Here is a 24,996-nt window from a genome sequence, read left to right on the forward strand (position 1 = left end):
CGGTACTATAGTTGTTGTTAAGGGAGTGTTAAGTTTGTGAGTGACTAAACAGTATGTTTTTTAAGATTGGTGAGTGTTATTTAGATACGCAAGAGATGTCTCTTCGCATAAATGAGCAATCAATTTTATTAGAACCAAAAGTATTTGCTGTCTTAATGTATTTTATTGAGCATAATGACCGCTATATTTCGATGGAAGAGCTCCATGAAAACCTATGGCAAGGTCGATGTGTCTCAGATGCAGCTGTTAGGCGAATTATAAGTAAAATACGTATTGTTTTGAACGATGACCACAAAGAACCTACTTACCTTCAATCTCTTCCAAAGCGTGGCTATAAATTAATTTGCCTAGTATCTCAAATTTCAGAAACATCTACATCTGAGGACACCGAAAAACCAATAGATGTAAAGAATACCGATGCAAAGAAAAATAGGCGTTTTTTATTCATTGTAATTGCCACACTATTTTTGTTTTCATTGACCTACTTCATCTATAAAAATACTGATAAAGAAGTACATGTCGTTACAAAAGTGATTGATTCTGTTATTTCGGACAAAAGGGCGTTAGCTGTTTCAAATGATGGCAAATATATAGCATTTACAAGTAAAGTAAGTCATGAGGAAAATGACCACATCTATTTAAAAGATAGAGAAAGCCAAACTGTAAAAATGCTAATTGATGATACGACCCTACCCAGGGGTTTAACTTTTTCCAATGATGCAAAACACTTGTATTATTCTGATAATTTAGATGGTATTGCTTTATTAAAACAGGTTGCCTTAGAAAGTGAAGCACATAAACCAGAGATATTAGTATCCGACTTTTACTTTATCGCCGATGTTTTTGCGGATAAAAATGAAGATGGCCTAATTTACTTTTCTGGGCAAAAAAGCCAGCAAAGTGCAATGCTTATCTATAAGTATAACTCTAAAAATAATTTGCTAGAGGAAGTTACATCCGTTGCTCAAAAAGGTGCACATGACAGCCAAGCCGATATTTCTCCAGATTCTAGCAAAGTTGTCGTACTTCGAGTTTTTTTAGATAGTAAACGTAACTCTATTCGGGTACTTGATTTAAAAATTGGTAACACACTTTTCCAGCATGACCAAAATGTTGTTATTTATGATGTTCAATGGCTAGATAATGAGCACATCATCTTAGTCGATGATAAAAAATTAACTAAATTGAACGTTAAAACAGGTGATTTAGAGATCATAACTAATTCAGAAACAGGCTTGATTGCTGCCAAAGTTTTAAGTTCTAGTTCTCTATTGGCGATTAGAGATAATGTGTTAACCAATACGCTGATAGAGAAGAAACTACCATTAAGTGATTTTAAAAATGTTGAGTTAATCCAAGAGAAACAAGCAAAGCAAGGTTACATTAAAGCTTACCAGCCCGTTGATAATAAAATCTGGATGGTTATAAAAGAGGGCGGAGTAAACTCTTTGACTTTTTATGAAAAAACAAAGGCTGATAAAAAAGTGACTTTAATGAGTACTGAAAAGCCACTTAAGTTAATCAGTACCTCAACATCTGGGCAATATGTATTACTGAAGCTTCAAGAGCGCATAACGATTCTTAATACACTTGATAATAGCCTTACCTACCTCTCTAAAGCTGATGAGTTGATTGGCGATATTACTTTTTCACTAGACGAAAAGTCTATTCTATATACGCGTAAGAGCAATGGTGAATGGCAAGCTTTTAAGCATATGATTAAAGAAAAAACAAAGGAAAAAATCTTTAAAGGTTACCGCTTTATTCGTCCATTCAATGATGGGTATGTTTTAGGTGATGACAACGGAAGGTTATCACGCTTTGAAACGTTAAAAGAATCGATGATCCCAATGCCCATAAGTGTGTCTACTGAGCATAATACAAACTGGACGATTATAGAGAGCACATTACTATGGAGTGATCATAACTTGATAAACACCACCTTCTATGAAATGGACTTATACGATGTTGATGCCTCTAGCTTAAAGTCAAAAACGTTTGACTTTAACGTGATTAGGCCTAGTTTTTATGTAGATAAAATGAATAACTTGATTGTAGTTGAAAGCTTAGGTAATAAATATAGCGATATAATTTTATTTGAAATTCAATGAGTTAAATTTTTTGCTTTAAAGTTATAAAAAAGTCACCACATAATTATTGATAAAATAGCCCTCTTAGCCCAAATTTAATGTGAACAAAATAACTACAACATAAGTTAGGGGCTATACCACTATGAAAAACACTTTTAAAAAAACATTCATCTATGTGACTACCTTTATATTATTAACAGTAGCTAATACCGGTGAACTGTATATAAATGATACTATTAAAATTAATACTGACGAGTCATCAGTGAAAAGCATTTGTATTCTCGCTCCAGATCTATGTAAAGAATAATCTTATAAGAGAGCGTTTTTTATGGTAAATATAAATGAACTTCATTCTAGGATTGAGTGTATTAATTCAATAGATAGCTTTAATAAATTTTTTACAGATATAAAAAATACTTATAGTTATACGCAGGTAGGGTTTATTACTTTTGATTTCTCTGACTTATTTAGATTTGATACTAATTACTTTGGAGAACTTGAGCGCTCTTTTTTAGATGAGGTTCATTCCTGTAAAAAATTAATTCATTATTGTCTTAATGAAACAAAAGCGCTGATGCTTAGTGAAATAAATGGCAATTATGATTCAGTATTAATTGTTCCTACAGGTTTACATAAGAATAAATTTGCTTGTTTGGTACTTGAGTTGCCTAATTTAAGTACTGAACCGCACAAAGCAAAAATGCTAGGAGACTATTGGCGAATCTTTTTAATCGAAATGTTTGAAGCCTATCGACGTTCAACACGTATAGAAGCAGTAAAAATTACACGGCGAGAAAAAGAGTGTATTAAATGGGCATCAATAGGCAAAACATCCTGGGAAATTAGTCAAATACTTAATATCAGTCAAAGAACGGTTGATTTTCATTTGTCTAACTGCATAAAAAAAACGAGTAGTACTAATCGACAGCAAGCTATTGTGAAGTGTATCTTAAACGGAGAATTGCTTGCTTAACACCAGCAAGAGCCACCTTTTATGGTGGTTTATTTGTACCTAGAGTGAACTTAATAGAATGATAAGTTTTCTCCCTCACTTTAATTTAAAACATTCACTTGCCATTTATATTGTTTCGTTTAAAATCTCAAAACTTTCGAAACGAAACTTATGTGATCATATAAATGACAAAACGAAACACTCAACAACGTCGCCATACAATCTTAAGTCAAGTTAATGAGTACGGCGAGGTCGCTGTAGAGGCGCTGGCTGAGCAGTTTCAAACTTCAGAAGTAACGATTCGTAAAGACCTCACGGCACTTGAGAAAAGTGGTTTATTACTGCGCCGTTACGGTGGTGCCATTGCATTGCCGCAAGAAATCGTTGCAAATAGCAACGAGAAAAGCGACTCGCTTCGCAAAATGGCAATCGCACAGGCGGCTGCAAAGCTTATTAAAGACCATAACCGCATCATTATTGATAGCGGCCGCACTACAGCAGCAATGATCCCTGAACTTGCCAATAAGCGTGGTTTAGTGGTGATGACCAATGCTATTAATGTCGCTAACCGACTGCTTTCATTAGAAAATGAGCCAACACTTTTGATGACCGGTGGGACTTGGGATCCGCATTCAGAATCGTTTCAGGGCCAAGTTGCAGAGAATGTTCTACGCTCTTACGACTTTGACCAACTCTTTATTGGTGCCGATGGCATTGATATTGATAGAGGTACTACAACCTTCAATGAATTAGTAGGGCTTAGCCAAGTGATGGCTGAAGCTGCCCGTGAAGTGGTAGTACTGGTTGAATCAGAAAAAATTGGCCGAAAAATACCGAATTTAGAACTGCCTTGGCAGCGTGTTACCACTGTTATAACAGACAACAACCTAAGCGTAGATAAGCGTGAGGCGATAACAGCATGTGGTGTACAGCTGATCTGTGCAGAAATTGAATAACCCGTAATAAGACCGACAACACCTTATTACGCATCATTTATGACAACACATACCGCCCAAAGTAAAACACTTTGGCATGTGCAAAAGGAGAGATTATGTGTGGAATCGTAGGGGTTGTTGCAGAACGCCCAGTAAATAAAATTCTTGTAGAAGGCTTAAAGCGTCTTGAATACCGTGGCTATGACTCAGCAGGTGTAGCCCTCGTTGAAGACAATGTATTAAATACAGTAAAAGCTGTAGGTAAAGTTGCTAATTTAGAATCAGCCCTTAATGCGGCAAATGTAAAAGGCACGACAGGTATCGCACATACGCGCTGGGCAACACATGGCGGTGTGACTGAAGCGAATGCACATCCGCATATTTCGAATAGCGAAATTGCACTCGTTCATAATGGTATTATTGAAAACCATGCTAGCCTGCGTGATGCGCTAAAAGGTGATGGTTATGAGTTTTTATCAGAAACTGATACTGAAGTAATGGTGCACCTTATCCACCAACTTCGTCAGCAACACACTTCTTTATTGGCTGCAGTACAAGCGGCTGTTAAGCAGTTTGAAGGCGCATTTGGTACCGTTGTTTTTGATAAAGCGAACGACAATGAAATTATTGTAGCGCGCTCAGGTAGCCCGTTGGTTGTTGGGTTAGGTCTTGGCGAAAACTTTATTGCATCTGACCAACTTGCTCTATTACCTGTTACTCGTAGCTTTATTTACCTTGAAGAAGGTGATGTAGCTCGTATTACCCGTGACAGTGTGGAAATATTTGATGCAAACGGTGAGGTAGTCGAGCGCGAAGTGATTGAATCAAACATCACGCAAGATGCATCAGGTAAAGGCGAATATCGTCACTATATGCTGAAAGAAATTTACGAACAGCCTCTTGCTGTACGTAACACACTTGATGGCCGCCTTCACAATGATACTGTGGCAATTGATGCCTTTGGTGACAGTGCTCAGCAAATCTTTAAAGACGTAAAGCACGTACAAATTATTGCCTGTGGTACTTCATATCACTCGGGTATGGTTGCGCGTTACTGGCTTGAGCAGTTTGCAGGCGTGAGCTGTAACGTAGAGATTGCCTCTGAGTTTCGTTACCGTGAATCATTTGTACATGAAAACAGCTTACTTGTGACCATTTCACAGTCTGGTGAAACAGCCGATACACTTGCTGCACTGCGTCTTGCAAAACAGCAAGGTTATATGGCGTCAATGACCATTTGTAACGTACCTGGTTCATCACTGGTGCGTGAATCTGACTTAGCCTTTATGACTAAAGCAGGTGCTGAAATTGGTGTTGCATCTACTAAAGCTTTCACCACACAACTTGTTGGTTTATTAATGCTAACTGCATCTATTGCGCAAGAAAAAGGCTTAGATCAAAGTGCGATTGTCAATGCAATTAAAACACTGCCTAACAAGTTAGAAGAAGCATTACTGCTTGCAGAAGGCATTGAAGATTTAGCTGAAGAGTTTGCTGATAAACACCACTCACTATTCTTAGGTCGTGGCTCACAATACCCAATCGCGATGGAAGGTGCACTTAAGCTGAAAGAAATTTCATACATTCACGCTGAAGCATACGCGGCGGGTGAGCTTAAACATGGTCCTTTAGCGTTGATTGATGCTGACATGCCAATCATTGTTGTAGCGCCAAACAATGAACTACTTGAAAAGCTTAAATCAAACGTAGAAGAAGTACGTGCCCGCGGCGGTATTATTTATGTATTCGCAGATAAAGACTCACACTTTGAATCTGATGAAACAATGCGTGTAATTAACGTAAACCATGTGGATGACGTGATTGCCCCAGTTGTATATACAATCCCATTGCAGCTACTTTCATACTACGTTGCGGTTATTAAAGGCACCGACGTAGATCAACCTCGAAACCTAGCAAAATCGGTAACGGTTGAATAAGTTTAGAGTTTTATATTTATTAAGGCGCAATATGCGCCTTTTTTTGTACTTGTAATTCTGTTAGCTTAAAAAATTACCAACATCTCTTAAGGATAAGTCGTGCGACTATTTAAGTTACTCTGTATTAGTGGTTTTTTACTCTGTACTAGTTATGTAATGGCTCAACCAGCCGCAGGTGAGGCGGTTACAAATTACAGCCAACATACGCATACTATCGAATCAAGTAATCTTAGTGAGCAACGCACTGTCGTTGTGCAATTACCAAAAAGCTATCAGGCCCATCCTAATAAGAAATACCCTGTTATCTATCGTTTAGATGGGGCTGGTAATTTACCATTGATTAATGCTGTGCTTGAGCGCTTACAACAAAATGATCAGGCGCCAGAGGTGATTGTAGTTGCAATTGAAAGCACTAATCGACTTAGAGATTTTTATCCCACAGTGAACAAAGAACCACAAGGGCCTGTTGGTGAAGGCGGTGGTGCAGCAAAGTTTTTAGCTTTCGTAGAGCAAGAACTGATGCCTTTGGTTAATAAGCAGTATCGCACTCATGATTATAGAATTATCGCAGGAGCTTCCGCGGCTGGTGTATTTGCTCTTTACGCAATGCAGGCTAACCCCGAGCTATTTCAAGCGCATATTGCTTATAGTCCTGCGGTATGGTGGAACTATGGCGCCCCGGCTAAGAGCCTAAAAACCTTTGTTACTAAAGCCAAAACTATTAACAGCTATGTATATATGAATATCGGCGAAGAAGCTGGCATTATGCGCGAAAGGTACGATGATATGCAGCAAACGATGCAAAATAGTAAGGTGCAAAATCTGCGCTTTAAGAGTGACGCCTTTGCAGGCGTTTCGCATAACCTAACCTCAGCTGCAGGGGCATTTAATGCGTACCATGGCTTATTTTTATCTAAACATATGCCTTTGAGTGCGCTGGGCGATGATGTTTCATCGATTGATGCCTATTATCAAGGTTTATCTCAGCAATGGGGTGAGCAAATAGCGCCACCAGACCGTGCTGTTAGGTTACTTGGTTACAGCTTAACGGATAACCAGCAATTTGAGCGGGCGATTGAGGTGTTTAAGTACAATATCAAAAACTACCCTAAATCAGCGTATGCCCTGTCAGCTTTGTCTTATGGCTATGAAATGCAAGGTAATACACGCCAAGCATTAGTCCACATTGAGGCTGCAATAGCCGTTGCCGATGACGCTTACCCTTACCTTAATTACTTAAAAGAGACAAAAACGAGGTTGCAAGGGTTGTTATGATCAATAGGCTCGCTCCCCTAAGTCATAAGCAAAATAACCATATACAGCTAAGATCATCGTAATCGTAAAGGAGTAATGCATCACTCGAGCTAATAAAAGGTCAATAGGGCGTGCATGGCGAAGTATTGCTTCGTCGTTAACGATGGTTGCTTTGGCGGGTTTTTGACGACGAATTACTATCGCGTACATATTAATCCTGATACCTAGTCCTTTGTCCCAAAGAGGCTCATGTATTCCTTCTTCGCGCATTTTTCTCTCAATATGCTTCATCGAAATGCGAGTGAAACACAAGGCTGAAATGAGAAAAGAGACAAATGCAGGAAGTGATATTATAAAAAAAATGAACTCGGGGATAATTAACATCGTTTTAATTCAATTTATTTAAGAGTTGTAGGCATATTAAAGTGCATGATGATTCATCAGTGTTACGCCTATTCCTTATAATTCAATACAAATTTAATAAGCACGTTCTCCAAAGTCATATGCAAAATAACCATATACAGATAGGATCATGGCTATAGTGAAGGAGTAATGCATCACTCGAGCGAGTACAAGGTCAATAGGGCGTGCGTGACGAAGTATTGCCTCATCGTTAACGATAGTTGCTTTTGCAGGCTTTTGACGACGAATTACTATCGCGTACATATTAATCCTGATACCTAGTCCTTTGTCCCATAGAGGCTCGTGTATTCCTTCGTCACGCATTTTCTTCTCAATGTGTTTCATTGAAATGCGAGTGAAACACAATGCTGAAATGAGAAATGTAACTATTGAAGGACCAGCTAGCAGCCAGTAAACATTCTCAGGCATAATGAACATTAAAACTAACCTTATTTAGTAAGCTCGCTCCCCTAAGTCATAAGCAAAATAACCATAGGTCGCAAAGATCATCATAGCAACTAATGAGTAATGCATCGCTCGAGCGAGTGTAAGATCGATAGGGCGTGCGTGGCGAAGTATTGCTTCATCGTTAACAATAGTTGCTTTGGCAGGTTTTTGACGACGAATTACTTTGCCATACATGGTCACTCTTATGCCTATTCCTTTATCCCATAGAGGCTCGTGTATTCCTTCGTCACGCATTTTCTTCTCAATATGCTTCATCGAAATGCGAGTGAAGCATAGAGTTGAGATTAAAAAAGCAATAAATGATGGTCCAGCTAAAATCCAGAAAATATTTTCAGGTATAGTAAACATTTAAAAGTAACCTTGTTTAGTGAGCGCCTTCCCCTAAATCATACGCAAAATAACCATAGGCAATTATTAGCATCAAACCTAAAAATGATACATGCATTACGCGAGCTAAAATTAAATCAATAGGTCTGGCGTGCCGTAAAATTGCTTCATCATTAACAACAGTAGCTTTTGCAGGTTTTTGTCGCCTAATAACTTTTCCATACATAGTCACTCTTATGCCTATTCCTTTATCCCATAGAGGCTCGTATATTCCTTCGTCACGCATTTTCTTCTCAATATGCTTCATCGAAATGCGAGTGAAGCACAGGGTTGAAACCAAGAATGCTATCACGACCGGGAGTGAAATTATAAAAAAAGTGAACTCGGGTATTATATACATATTAAAACCTGTCAACACTTGAAGTTAAATCATACATAGCGCCAGATATAAGTTGTTCTAAAGAATCACCCATATAACAGGGCCATGGCAATAGCAATGCTGACACTTGCAGTCACTGTGGTCCACCTATGAAAGTCCCTGCGGCCAAGCCCTGTTGTCTCTACAACTGCACGGCGTTGTAATGAGTGTATGTAAGTTAATTAAGGCAGTAAGAGTTATAACTTAGCCTTTATTTCCAACACATTAAGCGATTTGCTGTTTTCTCATTGCTTCGAGTTTGGCGTACATATGTTCTGTAAAAAAGCCGTGCATTAAAAATCGTTGCCCTAAATTCCACGGGCCTACGAGGTAATGCGGGTATTTATTATATGCGTACTCGGTTAATGAGCTATCGTTGATTATTTTTCCTATTCTAATTGCGATGCTGTGATCTAGGTTGAATCCATTAATGGCATCGCGATATTCATCACGTTTTAATAATAAGCAAAACAAGCACATAAATAAGGCATGTGCGGTTTCAAAATCAATGACTTGTGTGGCTTTTTTTTCGATGAAAAAATCTTTCATATTAATTGGTTGCCAACTTTTCCAATCAAATTGATTGGATTTATTAATGTGTGTTTGAGCATTGCCGAGTTGTGCGAAGGACTCAAACAATTCTTGGTCGTGATCAACAAAGCTATTGTGTAGCATGTCGTCTATTGTTTTAGGGTATAGATTCACTCTATAACTGTGATCTGTGTTTTCTGAAAGGAAGTTTAAAATATTTGATTCTGTGGCAAAGTGCCTAAGAATAAGCATATTCGCCTCTGGCGAAACAAAGTACTTACAAAACCAGCAAATGGTTTTTTGTAAAAATGTATGCGCACTAAATTGTGGTAATGGCAGCCTTTTTAAAAACCAAATCAGATGCAATAAAATAGCAAATACAAACTGCAAAATGGGCCTAAGTGTCCAGCGAAAGCTATTTTCTAAATCTTTGTGCCAAAGTGTTAATGCTTGTTGCTCAATAGGCAGAGAGTCATCATTTTTTAGTGCCCTTAGGTAGGCGCTTTGGTTATTGCTCATTATCAATCTCCTCTAGTTGCAAGCAATACAAACGCCCTACAACCTTAGCTGTTTTAACGATGGTGGCCACTTTTTCGTTTGAGGATGCGACGCGATCAATGAGTTGATAAAGTTCTTTTAGGTGCTCAGCATCATTTTTGCCATGATATTCTAAAAAACGAGTGATGTTTGCTGTGGGTTGTAAGTGTTCTTTAATCAGCTTGGCCCACTTGAGTGACATTTTGTTTCCTAACCCTTCAATAATCCACATAGCACCAATGAGCGCAACAGGGTTAGGTTTACTGGCGCTGTACATTAGGTAACCATGCAGTGCCTCTGAGCCTAAATTTCTGTCGGCTGTTTGTATATCATCAAGGTTGCCACCGGCTGCTAGGTAGTCTTTCTCGATCATCAAATAGTCGCGGTGTTCTTCGTGGGCATGATGGATAACGCTAGAGCGAACATCACTGTAATCACGGTCAAAACTGGACGCGCTGCGGCTTATCCACCTTGAACCTTCAATCACTTGTTGACGCATATTGAGCAGTAAATGACGGTAATCTTGTTGGCTTAATTTACCCGTTTCTAATCGTTTTACTATTGGCACTTTTGATAAATTGAGATCAAAATCAAGCCATACTTGTAGTAACTGTTGTAGGCATTTCTTACCAAGCTCAGTTTGAATGTAATGTTCCATGTTATTTCTCTATTGTTAGCAGCATATATGCGCAGTTAAATCGGCCTGACTCAGGAACCATACACAGAATCGTGTCGCCTGAGTTTAAAGTATGCGTTTTTATAAACTCATCCAGCATGATAAATAATGAAGCGCAGCCGGTATTTCCTCTGTCATAGAGATTTGTGTACCATTTTTCTTCAGGAATAAAAGTGCCAGCTTGTTCTAGCATTTCAAAAATTTTGCCTTTGAAATAGTGTGATGAAAAATGGCAAAGTACATGATCGATTTTATCAACGTCGACATCACCTGCATTTATGAGTTTTAAAAATCCATTAACACCAACGGTAACGATATTATCTAATAGCCTAACATCTTGCCTGAGCAATAATGCGCCAGCTTTTTCTGCTGCAGCGTAGGTTGGGTAGTCTTGCCAGGTTTTTATATCCTCATTTTTACTTTTGCCTAATGACATGCAGGTATCGTATACGTCAGCGTGAGAAAAGCTTTTTATCCATTCGATTTTTAAACTTGTGGTGTTAGGTCTAGGGATATTTTCGAGCAGTAGGGCGCCGGCCCCGTCTGAGAGCATCCAGCGCAAAAACTCGGCATTAAAATCTACGGCATTATCTGTAATTACTTCATAGCGCGAGTGTTTGAATAGTCGAGAGGCAAGCTCGCTTGCTACCACTAATGCGTTATCGCTTAATTCTGCTTTGATATTAGCGAATGCGTATTTGAGCGCCATCATACTACTTGAGCAAATACCATGGCTGGTGTTTATTTCTACTTCAGGGATATTAAGCTCGGTTTGTAACATGCTACTAAACCCAGGTAAAACCATATCACCTTGACTGGTTGCAGTACTTAACAGCTTGATTTTACTGCGCGGTAGAAAACTGTTTTCAATGCAGCTTATAGCTGCCTTCTTAGCTAGGTCACAGTTGCTTTCAACTGTTTGCTGCTTTGTGTTTATGGCGTAGTGGCGTGTTTTTATACCATTCGACTTTAAAATTTTATTTTTTAAGCGGCTGGGTTTGTTATTTATTAAGCCCAGTACAGCTTCGATTTCGTCATTATCGATTGGGTTTCCTGGCAAGTAGCGACCAGTACTATTTATATATACGTTCACGCTTTTCTTCCTTTAAAGTAAGCATAAATACAGCGAAGGTTTTCTTCCATGTAGGGAAACACACACACAATAGCCATAAATGTTAAATAAGCAGGTAAGTAGCTAGATGTGCCATATGGGTTTTCAAGTAATGTAAATGTCATTTCTCCATTGAGATCTAAGGTAATTAATTTTAAAAAATGATCCCAATTGATGACAATAATGCTGGTTAGCATATACAGGGGCAAGGATCCTAAATAGGTGTGGGCGTGCATTTCCCAAATAGAGATTTCTCTTATGGGGGATGCATAGGCAACATCCATATGGGCAACGAGCTCGTGCAAAACCCAAGTTATGATACAAATAAGTAAAATGAGTGCATTGACATCAAATATAAGGCAGAGCACGATGGGTAGCCCCATCTGAATTCCCATGACGGAATGCATTAATGTTTCTTTAATGCCTGTAGTGTGTTCTATCTTAGTTGCACGGTGACAGCACCAGTCAACAAATCCAGCTATTCCCCATAGCGGTAAGAAAAAGTACAGCAATGCGTTTATTAGTAGTAAAGAGGTATCCATTCTCATTTGTTCCTTTTTTACCATGCATAGTAGGGGGTTATGATTTTTTAGTCAAAGCGTACTTTTCATAATACAGCTCATGGCAAATTATAATTTGTTATTATGGCCTATTAATAAAGGGCTAGGGGCTGAAGGATAGGTTGAATCGCTGTGCAGTGTTTAATACCCCGCATTGCTGCGGGGTTTTTTGCTTTTTTACAAAGAGTTAAAAATTAAAAGTCAGTCGGTGCGGGTGGCACGGTGAGTGGCTTTTTCGGGTTGTCTTTTAGCTCTTTTAAAAGCTCTTCTACGGCACGTTCAATCGACGGATCTTTACCTTGATAGATAAGCTCTGGGCGGTCAACAACCTTGATATCTGGGGTGACACCTTCGTTTTCGATGATCCAGTTGCCATCGTTATCTAAAATGCGGAATGTTGCCGCGATAACTTGGCCGCCGTCGACAAGGCTTGGGTTACCTGAAATACCAATTAAACCACCCCAAGTGCGGGTACCAATGAGCTTACCTAACCCTGCTTGGCGGAAGTAGTAAGGAATAGCGTCACCGCCTGAACTTGAGTAACCATTGATCAGCATGGCTTTTGGACCATCATGAGCAAATTGTGGTGTTTTCGTTGGCTCAACACCGCGGCGCTTCCAATAGTTAAGCGGTTTACGGGCAAGCCACGTGATCATGTGCTCAGGAATAAAGCCGCCGCCATTGTATCGGTCATCAATAATCATGGCGTCTTTGGTAGTTTGCGGCATGTAGTTTTTGAACATGGCGCGGTTACCCTCAAACGCTGTATTGGGTAAGTGAACATAACCAATACGGCCATTTGATAGCTTATCAACGTAGGCTGCACGAGAGTTAACCCAGTCTAAATAACGCAAACCTTGTTCGCTCGCTACAGGCTTAACGGTAACTTGCCATGCACCTTTGCTGCGCGGTTTACTGTTAAGTACCAGCTCAACTTGTTCACCTTGGGTGTTCTCTAGTAATTCGTAGAAGTTAGCGACGTCTTTTACTGAGCGGCCATTTACGGCAATGATGTAGTCGCCGTTATGTGCTTTTACCCCTGTTGTGCCAAGTGGTGAGCGGAAGTCTTCATGCCAGTTTTCACCTTGGAAAATTTGCTCAATTTTTACGTATCCTGATGGATCGCTGGCAAGTTTTGCACCCAATAAACCATGCTTTTTACGCTCTGCTTTTGGCATATCACCCGACTGCACATAAATGTGGCCTGCGTTAATTTCACCGGCGATTTCACTGAGAATGTAATCTAGGTCACTACGGTGTGAGATAGCATCAGCCATAGGTTGATACTTAGCTAAAATTGCGTCCCAATCCTGGCCGTGATGGTTTTCATCATAGAACCAATCACGTAATGTACGCCAGCCTTCAACATACATTTGCTGCCATTCAATTTGTGGCTCAATTTTTAAGGTCATTTTACTGAGATCGAGTTTATTCGCCGCTAAGTCTTGTTTGGCTTTTGGCTCAATTAAGCTGTAATCCTTGCCTGCATGAACAAGCAGGTGCTCACCGTTACTCGAAATTGTGTAATTACTGACTCCTTCAGCCACGGTTTCAAGCTCACTATCGTGAGCTGTGCCAATCAGTTGCAAACCGCCATTAGCCAGTGTTAGCACACCATCTTTGACTGCGGTTAAGCCACGATAATCACCTGCTGGTGCATTTAAAGCGGTTACACGCTGCATAAAGTCGCTGCTTTGCAGGGTATTTTTCGCTTTCTTGTCGTCATCTTTTTGTTTATCACTGACGATCGCTGTTTCGTCACTTTGTAGTGCGATAAGTGGCTTGATACTGTCATTTACGGCAGCGGCATAAATACGCGTTGCACGATTAAACATATAGTCAAACTCATAGCTACTAAAGGCTAAGTTAAAGTCGCGCTCAGAACTAAAGTACAGGTATTGACCATCAGGAGAGAAAGTTGGATTTTGCTCATTGGTCATTTCATCCGTTAAGCGAGTCACTTTCTTTTTATCAATATTGTAGTGCCACAATGAGGCATAGCGGTTTTCATTGTTTTTCACATACACAATGTCTTCGCTATTTGGCGACCAAGTATATTGGCGGATGCCTTCTTCATCGTAGATGCTGGTATCAATTTTGTGTTGTTTTCCTGATTTTGCATCTATCCACCAGAGTGTGTGGTTTTTATCTGCAAATAACAGTTTTGAGCTATCTGGAGACCAAATTGGTGTAAAACGCCAAATAGTGCCGTTGCTGGTTAGCTGTTTAGTGGCATTGTTGTCGCTGCGATCTTTTAAGTAAATTTCGTATTCGCCACTTTCATCGCTCATATAAGCAATATAACGTCCATTTGGCGACCAACTTGCATCAATTTCGCGACCTTTAGCTGTGTAAGATAAGTTACGTGTAGGGCCTTGTTTAACTGGCACGCTAAATAACTCACCGCGGGCAGTAAAGAGTGCACGCTTACCATCATGAGAAATCGACATTGAGTCGATAAAGTCACTGACATTTTTTGTGTACGGCATCGCATACTGACGCACACCAGCAATGTTAATGCTCAGCTTAGTGCTTTTTTGAGTTTTTGGATCAAAGCGATAAAGGTAACCACCGTTTTCATAGACAACCGCAGTTGGCCCTGCTGATGGCCACAGTACGTCAAAGTCTTTATGGTTGGTTAGCTTTTTCGGCTCAGCGTCTTTTTGGTATTGATACAGGTTAAGGGTGTAATCACGGTCAGATACAAAGTAAATGTTGTCGCCAACCCAAGTCGGTTGCTGATCGGTAGCGCGGTTACTGGTCAGTTGCTCTGAGGTATTGTTTTTTAAATCGTAAACCCAGACATCTTGTGCGCGACCGCCACGGGTGCGCTTCCAAGTACGAAACTCACGGTCAATTGGCGTGTAAACATATTTACTACCGTCTGGCGAAAGCATGCCGCCGCCGGTTTCAGGAATAGCAAGAGGCTGTTCAAGGCCACCGTCAGCAGGCACTATGTATGGACGACCCATACGTTTACCCCACGGTGTGCGGTTAGCACGAAATACCACATTTTTGCCATCCGCTGTCCAATCGAGAACACGATAATCAAAACCGCCGCGTGGTGGCATTGGGCCAACATCGTTGTAATAAGTCAGTTGCTTTAAGCCAGAACCATCGCTGTTAATGACATAAATTTGGCGGCTGCCATTGTACTCGGCTGCAAAGGCAATGCGTTTACCATCAGGTGAAAACTTAGGGAAGGTTTCAAAGCCAATATGGTCGGTTAAGCGTTTGCTCTCGCCTGTTTGCGTATTAGCAATGTAAATATCGCCACCGTACACAAAGGTAACGTTTTGGTTATGAATATCAGGAAAACGCAGTAAGCGCGTGTCTTTAGTTTCGTAAGCTGATGCCCAAGGTGCCAGTGTCGCAGCCATGGCCAGTGCCAACGTTGTTAGTTTTTTCATGGGATTACATCCTATTTTGGGAACTGTAACAGCATAACAATTCGCTTAAAAATAGCGATGCAGATGCGATGAAAGCACTGTTACAAAATATGAATAAAAAAGGTTGGCATTAAATGCCAACCTTTAATCGCTATTCGTTGAACTTTAAAACCTAATGTTCATGATTATGCTCTTCACTTTGCTCTGCAATACCTAACCACGTAATTGCGCTTGGTGCGAAGGCTAATTCTAAATCACCTTCAATTTCGAGATCTTCAATGTGCACTTTTAGTACGTGCTGAGCGATAGGATCGGCAACGTAAGCAAACTCACTATTTTGTGATACAGTCATGCTGAAGCTCATGCCCTCTGGCATAGTTGTTACATCTTCTTCAGTAATATCTACTTTACCTGCAAGCTCCCAATGCATGTGGCCGTCGTGCTCATGGGCTTCAAGCACGTTTAAAAAGCCTAAGCTATCAAGTACTAAAAAGTGCGCTCCGCTTCCTGAGAATGAGTAAGATACGGCACTTGCACCTTCATCAAGTTGCCACTCAAGCACTTCCATTTCAGCTTCGCTTGGGTTAATACTTACAAATACACCTGATGCAATAGCCATGAAGCTTTCACTACCTTCATGGCCGTATAGTGTACCAATGCGTGTATCACCTAAAGCATCAATATTGACGATTTTTTCTGCATGGTATTCATCGTCGTGCTGGTGGGCAATTAACACACCGTCGCCACAACCAAACGCTACATAATCATGGTTTTGTGCTGCACCGTGTAAATCGGGGCAGGTTAGTTCAAATGTTTGTTCAAGCTCATATTCACCATCATGAAGGTGGTAAACGCCAACTTGATCAGGCAAAACTTTAGCATTTGAAGTGCTCTCGCTATCATCGCGACGCAAGGTTGCAATTAGGTGCTCGCCACGTGGTTCTGCAACACCATGCATATTAATGTCGTACTGAATACCAGCAAGTGTGGCGGTTTTGTTTGCAATGTCGTTATCGGTTAATACTTCAACAGAAGCAGCCGTACCTGCATCGGCATTGCCATCATAAAATACAGCCATTTGGCCGTCGTGCTTAACGATGTGAGTTGGGCGGCTACCGGTTGTTAATTCGTAGTCACTAAAAGCTGGACTTTGTTTATAGTCGTGTAGGTGATCGCCATGATCTTCACGCCATAAGCCACTATCAATAAAGCCCAAGTAGTCTTGATTGCGATTTGCAATTACCGCATAGCGATAGCTAGGTGATACATTTAATGAATTTGAATCATGAGTCAGTGTAAACGACTCGAGTAGCGAGTTATCATCTAAGTCAAAAATATTTGCTTCGTTACTGTTCGCAGCTAACACCGCTAAGCGACCCATAGAATCAATAGCATGGTCATCACCGTGATCATGATCATCGCCATGATCATGACCGTCGTCAGGTGTTTCAATTGGATCTTTTTCAACAATGTTTGTTTCTGCATCACCACACGCGGTGATCAAGGTGCTACTAATTGCAAGAGCGAGTAGTTTTAGTCTAAATAAGTGTGTCATATTGATTTTCCTTAATTGTAATTTTGTTTAGAAATAGCCGCGAATACCCACTGCAAAACTGCGCCCCGGACGTGGCGCGATATTCTTTAAGAACGAGCTGTGTACGCGTGCTTCTGTGTCCGTTAAGTTTGTGCCTTTTAAATAAAGCGATAGGTCTTGGTTCAATACCGATAAGTCATATGAAATGCTGGCATCAACGAGGGTATAGCCATCTGTTGTGGTTTCTTCTTGCGCTACGCGGTCTTGTTCTTGATAGCGTGTTACATGAATATTTGCTGTTAGGTTTTCGGTTTGATAGCTAAACTCGGTACCAAAACGCAGTGGAGGAGTGCGCGGTAAATCTCCGCCGTCTTTTAGACGCGCGCGTACATAATCTGAGAATAAATCGACTTTAAATTCGTCGGTTAGCTGCCAAGCAACTTGCGCTTCAAAACCATGTAAAACCACGTCGTCTGTTTTAAATAAATAAACAGGCAGTTCAGATGAATGATCGTGCTCACCTTCGTGATTATGTTCATCGCCATGGTCGTGATCATGACCACTTTCAGCGTATAGGCCTGTGTTGATCTGGTAATAATAGTTATCTACTTGGTTATAGAACGCATTGAAGATAAAGCCAATATCGCCCTCGGTTTTACGAAATGTAAGATCGATATTATTTGCCGTTTCTAAATCGATAGCTTTGTTTGAAAGTTCAAAATGACCATCATGAGTATCGAATAGCGCGCCAACTTCATAGGTTCCAGTACCTATGTGTGGACCGAAAGATAAAAGCTCAGAAGCAGACGGGGCACGCTCAGAACGCGATACCGATAAACCAAGGTTATAACCTGAAGTAAAATCCCACACCACACCTGTTGATAAGCTGACCGGTGTAAACTCTTGGGCTACATCAAATACACGTGTGTAGTTTGATTCTTCGTGTTCATGACCATGGTCGTGCTCATCGCCGCCCTCGTCATGTGTATGGGCGTCGATTTCTGGTAAAAGCACATTGTTAGCATCAATTGTTACTCGTTCAACACGACCACCTAATTGCACTAAAAAATCACCAAAATGCTTTTCTTCCATCATTGCAAAAGCAATACTTTCAGTAATAGAAGGAGGAGTGAAGGCTTCAGAGCCCTGTGCTTCTACATCACTTTTTTTATAATGAAAGCTGATGCCACCATTCCACTCATCAAATTGACTATGCAGAATGTCAACGCGCAACTCATTGGTTTCGTTTTTGAAGGTTGTACCTACTGCACCGTGTTCGATTTCAGCATGTTCGTAGTCTGTGTGGCCTGCACGTAAGTTAATTTTGCTTAGCCATTCACTGTCGATATTGTATTCGCCAAGTAATTGCACTTTGGTTTGGTCAAGATCAGCAAATACGGCTTCTTCTTCGCTGTGTTCCTCTTCGTGGTCATGCTCTTCTTCACCATGAGTATGGCCAGGAATACCGTATTGGCGGTTAAATTGCTCAACCGCAACGCCAATGTAGCCTTGTTCGAATAAGTAGCTGGTACCAAGTGTGAAGCCGTCAGAGTCTTCGTTACTGTTGGCTACGATATCATCATCATTGTGCTCAATATCTTCAATATTTGCAGCGACAGGTACACGGTAGTCATCAGACTCTCGCCAAAAAGCATCAGCATAAAAGGCAAATGAGTCAGTACCAGTAGTGGCATTAAATGAAGCTGTTTTTTGTTCATCAACTGAGTTGTGTTCTAAATTCCATTCACCACGGGTTGTGCTGTCTGTTGGTACGCGGCTATCAACCACGTTGACCACACCACCAATGGCTCCGCTACCATAAAAAAGAGTGGCGGGACCACGTAATACTTCAATTTGTTTTGCGGTTGACGCTTCAGAGGCCACTGAGTGATCAGGACCGACGCGTGATACATCACTTACATCTAAGCCATTTTGTGTGATCAACACACGTGGGCCGCTTAAACCACGGATCACAGGAGTACTGGCAACCTTGGCATGAAAGTTTGTGTTAACGCCTGGTAGCTTTTCAAGGCTATCACCTAGAGTTGATGCTTGTTGGCGTCTTAATTGTTCGCCAGATAACACACTAACAGGAGAAGCTGACTCCATTGCAGACATATGAATCGGCGTTGCTTCAACATCAATCACTTCAATTGGCGAGCGTTTTAAATTAAACGTTGCGCTGTGGTCTTGGTCATTGGCAAGCGTAATATCACGGTGTAGGTGAGCATAACCTGGCGCTGAAATATGCAGCTCTTTTAAGCCGTTATTTAAGCCGCTGATTTCAAACTCGCCTTTATCGTTAGTTGTTACTTTTTGATCAGACCCTTCAAGGTCAACTGTTGCATTAGCAATCGCTTTACCTTGGTTATTTAACACAACGCCTTTGATTGATTGCGCCAAGACACTGGCAGGTAATAACGTCGCTATGACGACAGCTATTTTTGAGATGTTATTCATTAGTTACCACTCTTTAGTACGTTATAATGTATCAATTGTGCTTTAAATGTTATAATGTATCAAGTGTGAATCGATGAATGAGTTTCATTCTTTTTTGTAACAGTATGTTGATAGCGGGGTAATGAAGTGGGTGGGGTGATCAAAGCAGCAAAATTAGCAGTGATAGGCTTTATAGTTGGATGCGTTTTTTCAGCTCAAGGGCATCAACAGCATCACCATTCACATGGTGAGGGAGTGCTTTTTGTGGTTCATGATCAAGATAAATGGCAGGTTAAGTTTATTTTGCCAGCTGGAGATATTTTTGGTTTTGAACATCAGCCCGAAACAGCCCTGCAAAAGCAGGTCATTAAAAAAACATTAGCCAAATTAGAAAATTCAAAGCAGTTAGTGACATTTAACACCCAGTGCGAGCTTATTGATTCAAACGTTGAAAACCCATTTGCACAACACACACATCATTCACATAACGATCTTGAAGTTGAGTATTCGTTTAGCTGTGAAAAGTCCGTCTCTAAAGTCACAGTCACTTTATTTGAATGGGCTAAAACGATATCTGTTATCGAAGCGCAGTGGATCACAGAGCAAGCACAAGGAATCGAAGAGCTGACGGCAGCTAAACCTTATATTGAGTGGCCGCTATGAATAAGCAGCGATTAACCAGCACACTTAATAAAGCAAAGCAGGTTTGCCTTGAACATGGCAGAAAATTCACTATTCAACGCAAACAGATACTGCAAATATTGCTAACCACTGACGTGCCGCTATCAGCCTATGAACTGGCCAGTTGCTACAAGCTGCGTACAAGCTCGAGTGTCTCTGTTATGTCTGTTTATCGCATCTTGAGCTTTTTAGAGTCGGTAAACCTTGTTCGCAGGCTTAATAGTGCTAACAAATACATCGCTTACGATGCTGGCAGTGAGAGTTTCAACGATGATCTTTCTTTGTTTTTAATTTGCCGTCATTGCCAAAAGGTTGAAACACTTACTGTTTCACAGAGCGATGTTGCAACGCTATTCCCTCATTTTGCTGAGGTGGGTTTTACCTCACAAACAACGCAATTTGAAATGATGGGAGTATGCAATGAGTGCCAAGCAAAAATTGCTTGATGCACTTTTATTATTCATGTGTTCTATTTTGTAGGGATTATTCAATGAAATTACAATTAATGATGGACAAGTTTGCTATCGGGTTATCAGCTATGTGTGCTATTCACTGCTTAGCTGTGCCTGTGTTACTCGTGTTATTACCGAGCACTGCTGTGCTTGGTTTAGGTAACGAGCAGTTTCATTTTTGGATGCTTGCCGCGGTACTTCCTAGTAGCTTACTTGCATTAGTTCTGGGTTGCAAAAAGCATAAAAAGTATCGGTTTTTTATGTTTGGTGTGGTTGGTCTCTTACTGCTTGTGATAGCCGTTTATTTTGGTGCAGGAAGACTAGGAGAAGTTGGTGAAACGGCTTTAACAATATTAGGATCAAGTTTTATTATTTTAGGTCACTGGCTTAACTTTCGCTCATGCAAAACAATAGACGGTAAACATCAATCATGCCAGCAGACTGTTTGAATAAGAGGTGATACCGGCCACATATCTTTTGACCGGTATTGGTTTCGCTTATTTGTAGAAAACTTCTACAGTACCTTTTACTTTTAATAGTAAAGGTTGGCCGCGGCGATCAAGCGCTTTTGGAGAAGCGATTTTGATCCAGCCTTCGCTGATATTATATTCTTCAACGTCAAAACGCTCTTTGCCGTTAAGTTTTACACCAATTTCATGCTCGAATACTTCTTCTACGTAGAACTTGCTACGAGGGTTAATCGATAATTGATTTGGTAACTCTGGTTTATTTGTATCTGTCATGATTGCAATACTGTATTGAATAAATTGTGCGCCATTGTAGGCAATCCCAAGCATGGGCTCAAGTAAGAACAGTGCAAATTTGTTTTGTGCCGAGGTTTGAACCTACGATAGTGCTGTTATTAAGTGCACTTTAATTCGCAGCACTCTTTCAAAACTCAATACTTTTGCGGTAGCTACACTAAAATAAGTAGCCAGAAAATAGAATTTAATGATTTGTTATACTATATCAAATTTACCTATTGTGTTATTTTATAACAAATCATTTTAATCAATATTTTTAGCTAATCACCTTATGAAGTATTCAACTCTATTTCTTGCCTTAGCAGCGGCGTTTGCTACAACTACACACGCTTCTAACAGCGATATCGAAACAATCACAATTGAACACAAGCAAGCCTTTCGTGGTGATATACCAACAAAAGATTTACCGCAGTCGATCACCACATTAAGTAAAGACATGATGATTGATAATGGTATTACCAAGTTTCGTGATGCGCTGGACTTTTCTGCCAGCATTAGCCGAAAAAATAATGGTGGGGCGCTGTGGGACAGCTACTCAATTCGTGGTTTGTCGGGTAATGAGAATATGCCATCAGGCTACTTAATCAATGGCTTTAGTGGTGGTAAAGGATTTGCAGGCCCTCGTGATGTTTCAAACATTGAATATATTGAAGTATTAAAAGGGCCTGGCTCTGCGTTGTATGGCCGCTCAGAGCCCGGTGGTACCGTAAACATTATTACTAAAAAGCCACAGTTTTATCAGCAAGGGCAACTTCAAGCCGAGTTGGGTAGCGATGACCACAAACGTATTCAAGGCGATTACACCAATGGCCTGACTGATGATTTAGCGTTTCGCATAAATGGTGCTTGGCAAGACAGCGATAGCTTCAGAGATCATGTGCATCACGATAAATTTGTGATCACCCCATCACTCTATTATCAAGTTAATGACAAATCATCGCTGACGTATGAATTTGAATATGTTGACCAACAGCAAATGTATGACCGTGGCATTGTGGTGTTAAATGGTGACTTTGATACCGTGCCAGAGTCGCGCTTCTTAGGTAACCCAAATGATGCACCAACCAAGGTACATTCTCGCGGTCATCAAATTAACTATAACTACGATTTTAATCGTCAGTGGTCATTGCTGGCAGGGGCTAACTATCGTGCTGCAACGCTAACAGGGCAGTCTTCAGACGCTGAATTATCACCTTCTCGTCAGTCATTGTTTGATGATGGCAGAACCTTAACTCGCCAACACCGATACCGTGATTATGAGTCTAAAGATACCTCGGTGCGTTTCGAATTAAGTGGTCATTTTGATATCGCGGGTATTACTAATCACGTACTCATAGGTGCTGATGCGTATGATTATAAGCTACGTACGGGGTTATACCGTTACCGTGGAGGTTATGGCACTTATACAATTGATATCCATGAGCCTGATTACAGCACTGGTGAAGGTCCAGAGGTGGCTATGCAATACGAAAATAACGAAGAGCAAAAAGCTTTCGGTATCTATGTGCAAGATCAGCTCGACCTAACCGATAACTTAAAAGTTATGCTAGGTCTGCGTTTCGATGAAATTGAGCAAGACATTTTCGAAACTAAGTCGGCTATAGCTTCAAATAGTAAAGAGAACCGCATTAGCCCTCGTTTTGGAGTTGTATATACAATTAATAACGATATTAACGTTTACACAAGCTACTCAGAAGGGTTCTTACCACTAAGTGGTACCGATGCTGAGGGTAAGCCATTTGGTTTTGAAGAAAGCGACTCGTTTGAGGTGGGAGTTAAATTTAGCTATGCCAATATCAGCGGTACCCTTGCTTACTTTGATGCGAGTAAGAGCAATATGCTGGTGGCGGACCCTGTAAATGTCGGTTATTCAACGCCTGTAGGTAAAGCAAATAGTACAGGTTTTGAGTTAGACCTAGCAGGCTCATTGGGCGATAACACTGAGTACAACCTATCTTATGCCTATGTGGATGCCGAGACTGCAACAGACAGCTTAAATGTTGATTGGCTAGTGCCAATTCCTAAAGGCAGCCCTCTTGTGAACGTACCAAAGAATAATCTTTCGATTGGTTTAAATCATGACCTAAGTGTATTTGCACAAGACATAAAGATTGGTGGTCATTATCAATATGTGTCTGACCGTTTAGGTGACCCTGCTGATTTAAGCTTCCGTTTGCCGAGTTATCAAACGGTAGGCTTGTTTGCCAAATGGCGAGCAACAGAACGCACAACGGTATCACTGAATGTTGATAATGTGTTTGATGAAAAGTACATTGCAAGCTCATACAATGCCTTATGGGCCTACCCTGGTGCGCCTACGCAATTTAAACTGGGTGTGAGCTATGACTTCTGAGCAAGTTAAAAGCCGTATTCACAGTATCGACATCATGCGTGGTGTCGTTATTCTATTGATGTTACTTGATCATGTGCGAGAGCGGTTTTTCTTGCACATGCAGGTAGCCGATCCTATGGTAGTTGATACCACGTCACCAGGACTTTTTTGGAGTCGTTTTGCCGCACATTTTTGTGCGCCAACTTTTATCTTTTTAACCGGTTTATCGGCGTGGCTTTATAGTCACCCTGCAAGTGGTGTAGCGCGCTCAGCGCAAAGCTTCTTGGTTAAGCGAGGGCTGTTTTTAATCGCCTTAGAAGTGACTCTCATTTGTTTTTCGTGGATGGGTTACTACCACACTATTTGGCTGCAAGTGATGTGGGCGATTGGTCTATGCATGCTGGTCTTAGCGTTATTAATAAAACTGCCACGTAATGTGTTATTAGTACTTGGTTTAGCTATTGTGTTTGGTCATAACTTACTTACCCCAATCAGTTTTACGCCTGATGAGTTTGGTTATTCGCTGTGGACGATTTTGCATGATCGAGGCTATCTATCACAAGGTGGCTTAATCGATATAAAAATTAGCTACCCAGTGCTGCCTTGGATTGGTGTGATTTTACTGGGTTATTGCGCAGGGCCACTATATGCACATACGCAAAAAGCGCAGTCTCGTAAACGAGCACTGCTGCTGTTAGCAGTATTATGTGTAGGCTTATTTGCGCTGCTGCGTGGCTTTAATATCTATGGTGAAACCCTACCTTGGCAAACCTTTAGCACCGCAACACAAACCATGATGTCGGTATTCAATGTCACTAAATATCCGCCGTCACTGAGCTTTTTGCTTATCACTTTAGCAGGTATGTTTGTTGGTTTATGGGTATTTGAAAGACCACTTAATCGCATCACCAATGCACTCCGTGTGTATGGCTCTGTACCTATGTTCTTTTATATTTTACACCTCTATGTATTGCTAGTGATGTATCAAATAGGTATTCAGGTGTGGGGGGCAAACCAAGGGCAATATTTAGGTGTTACTGATATATCAGGTATTTGGCTTATCACTATCGTATTAGCCGTTGGGCTTTATTGGCCAACTAAGAAGTTTAGTGAATATAAGCGTAAGGCTAACAAACCTTGGCTTAAATATTTATAAACTCATCAATGCCGACATGCCTATGCATGTTGGCATTTTTTAGGAACTGTT

The 24,996-nt window shown here is 40.7% G+C and carries 22 protein-coding genes; 10 read left to right on the forward strand and 12 right to left on the reverse strand.

The window, feature by feature from the left end; genetic code table 11:
• Positions 1–53: 53 nt before the first annotated feature.
• The 5 genes from L3V38_RS17710 (at position 54) to L3V38_RS17730 (ending at position 7,189) form a co-directional block, all read left to right on the forward strand.
• A complete protein-coding gene (locus L3V38_RS17710; protein WP_237120188.1) occupies positions 54–2,111 on the forward strand; it encodes a winged helix-turn-helix domain-containing protein in 2,058 nt (685 codons plus the stop codon).
• A gap of 307 nt (positions 2,112–2,418) precedes the next feature.
• Positions 2,419–3,063, forward strand: coding sequence for a helix-turn-helix transcriptional regulator (locus L3V38_RS17715; RefSeq protein WP_237120189.1), 645 nt, complete (start codon positions 2,419–2,421; stop codon positions 3,061–3,063).
• 164 nt (positions 3,064–3,227) lie between these two features.
• Positions 3,228–3,998, forward strand: a complete 771-nt coding sequence (locus tag L3V38_RS17720) for a DeoR family transcriptional regulator (protein WP_237120190.1) — start codon at positions 3,228–3,230, stop codon at positions 3,996–3,998.
• Between the two features lie 95 nt (positions 3,999–4,093).
• Positions 4,094–5,914 carry a glutamine--fructose-6-phosphate transaminase (isomerizing) gene (gene glmS / locus L3V38_RS17725; RefSeq protein ID WP_237120191.1) on the forward strand — a complete coding sequence of 607 codons (1,821 nt, stop codon included), beginning with the start codon at positions 4,094–4,096 and terminating at the stop codon, positions 5,912–5,914.
• Between the two features lie 156 nt (positions 5,915–6,070).
• Complete coding sequence (locus tag L3V38_RS17730; RefSeq protein ID WP_237120286.1) at positions 6,071–7,189, forward strand: alpha/beta hydrolase-fold protein; 1,119 nt, start codon at positions 6,071–6,073, stop codon at positions 7,187–7,189.
• On the opposite strand, the gene L3V38_RS17735 is transcribed toward L3V38_RS17730, so the two are convergent.
• From L3V38_RS17735 to L3V38_RS17785, 11 genes are all read right to left on the reverse strand, one after another.
• Positions 7,190–7,438 (reverse strand): hypothetical protein, encoded by a 249-nt coding sequence (locus L3V38_RS17735; RefSeq protein WP_237120192.1) that lies wholly within the window; start codon positions 7,436–7,438, stop codon positions 7,190–7,192.
• A 207-nt stretch (positions 7,439–7,645) separates the two neighbouring features.
• Positions 7,646–8,008, reverse strand: coding sequence for a hypothetical protein (locus tag L3V38_RS17740; protein ID WP_237120193.1), 363 nt, complete (start codon positions 8,006–8,008; stop codon positions 7,646–7,648).
• 15 nt (positions 8,009–8,023) lie between these two features.
• A complete protein-coding gene (locus L3V38_RS17745) occupies positions 8,024–8,386 on the reverse strand; it encodes a hypothetical protein (RefSeq protein WP_237120194.1) in 363 nt (120 codons plus the stop codon).
• A gap of 16 nt (positions 8,387–8,402) precedes the next feature.
• Positions 8,403–8,651: a hypothetical protein gene (locus L3V38_RS17750; protein ID WP_237120195.1), complete on the reverse strand. Its 249-nt coding sequence runs from the start codon at positions 8,649–8,651 to the stop codon at positions 8,403–8,405.
• Between the two features lie 357 nt (positions 8,652–9,008).
• A complete protein-coding gene (locus L3V38_RS17755; RefSeq protein WP_237120196.1) occupies positions 9,009–9,833 on the reverse strand; it encodes a hypothetical protein in 825 nt (274 codons plus the stop codon).
• Positions 9,823–10,509 (reverse strand): iron-containing redox enzyme family protein, encoded by a 687-nt coding sequence (locus tag L3V38_RS17760; protein WP_237120197.1) that lies wholly within the window; start codon positions 10,507–10,509, stop codon positions 9,823–9,825. The genes L3V38_RS17755 and L3V38_RS17760 overlap by 11 nt, the downstream gene beginning before the upstream one ends.
• A gap of 1 nt (position 10,510) precedes the next feature.
• Complete coding sequence (locus L3V38_RS17765) at positions 10,511–11,620, reverse strand: beta-ketoacyl-ACP synthase III (RefSeq protein ID WP_237120198.1); 1,110 nt, start codon at positions 11,618–11,620, stop codon at positions 10,511–10,513.
• On the reverse strand, positions 11,617–12,186 hold the full coding sequence (locus L3V38_RS17770) for a diguanylate cyclase (RefSeq protein ID WP_237120199.1): 570 nt from the start codon (positions 12,184–12,186) through the stop codon (positions 11,617–11,619). Before L3V38_RS17770 ends, L3V38_RS17765 begins: the two co-directional genes overlap by 4 nt.
• 206 nt (positions 12,187–12,392) lie before the next feature.
• Entirely contained in the window at positions 12,393–15,608 is a 3,216-nt protein-coding gene (locus L3V38_RS17775; protein WP_237120200.1) for a S41 family peptidase, read from the reverse strand.
• 151 nt (positions 15,609–15,759) lie between these two features.
• Positions 15,760–17,142, reverse strand: a complete 1,383-nt coding sequence (locus tag L3V38_RS17780) for a 5-methyltetrahydrofolate--homocysteine methyltransferase (RefSeq protein ID WP_237120201.1) — start codon at positions 17,140–17,142, stop codon at positions 15,760–15,762.
• Positions 17,143–17,169: 27 nt separating this feature from the next.
• Complete coding sequence (locus L3V38_RS17785) at positions 17,170–19,581, reverse strand: TonB-dependent receptor (protein ID WP_237120202.1); 2,412 nt, start codon at positions 19,579–19,581, stop codon at positions 17,170–17,172.
• 135 nt (positions 19,582–19,716) lie between these two features.
• On the opposite strand from L3V38_RS17785, the gene L3V38_RS17790 reads away from it, so the two are divergent.
• The 3 genes from L3V38_RS17790 to L3V38_RS17800 are packed head-to-tail and all read left to right on the forward strand — an operon-like array spanning position 19,717 to position 21,142.
• Positions 19,717–20,223 carry a DUF2796 domain-containing protein gene (locus L3V38_RS17790; protein WP_237120203.1) on the forward strand — a complete coding sequence of 169 codons (507 nt, stop codon included), beginning with the start codon at positions 19,717–19,719 and terminating at the stop codon, positions 20,221–20,223.
• Positions 20,220–20,687, forward strand: coding sequence for a transcriptional repressor (locus tag L3V38_RS17795; protein ID WP_237120204.1), 468 nt, complete (start codon positions 20,220–20,222; stop codon positions 20,685–20,687). Before L3V38_RS17790 ends, L3V38_RS17795 begins: the two co-directional genes overlap by 4 nt.
• A gap of 44 nt (positions 20,688–20,731) precedes the next feature.
• Positions 20,732–21,142: a MerC domain-containing protein gene (locus L3V38_RS17800; RefSeq protein WP_237120205.1), complete on the forward strand. Its 411-nt coding sequence runs from the start codon at positions 20,732–20,734 to the stop codon at positions 21,140–21,142.
• Positions 21,143–21,190: 48 nt separating this feature from the next.
• Here L3V38_RS17800 and L3V38_RS17805 read toward each other — a convergent pair whose 3' ends face one another.
• Positions 21,191–21,436 (reverse strand): DUF3297 family protein, encoded by a 246-nt coding sequence (locus L3V38_RS17805; RefSeq protein WP_130150987.1) that lies wholly within the window; start codon positions 21,434–21,436, stop codon positions 21,191–21,193.
• A 292-nt stretch (positions 21,437–21,728) separates the two neighbouring features.
• Between L3V38_RS17805 and L3V38_RS17810 the strand changes: the two genes are divergently transcribed.
• Both L3V38_RS17810 and L3V38_RS17815 read left to right on the forward strand, forming a co-directional pair.
• Positions 21,729–23,810, forward strand: a complete 2,082-nt coding sequence (locus tag L3V38_RS17810; RefSeq protein WP_237120206.1) for a TonB-dependent siderophore receptor — start codon at positions 21,729–21,731, stop codon at positions 23,808–23,810.
• Positions 23,800–24,945: a heparan-alpha-glucosaminide N-acetyltransferase domain-containing protein gene (locus L3V38_RS17815; protein WP_237120207.1), complete on the forward strand. Its 1,146-nt coding sequence runs from the start codon at positions 23,800–23,802 to the stop codon at positions 24,943–24,945. The genes L3V38_RS17810 and L3V38_RS17815 overlap by 11 nt, the downstream gene beginning before the upstream one ends.
• The last annotated feature ends 51 nt before the right edge of the window (positions 24,946–24,996 follow it).

The organism is Pseudoalteromonas sp. L1 (genome assembly GCF_021728095.1).
In the GTDB taxonomy this organism is placed as follows: domain Bacteria; phylum Pseudomonadota; class Gammaproteobacteria; order Enterobacterales; family Alteromonadaceae; genus Pseudoalteromonas.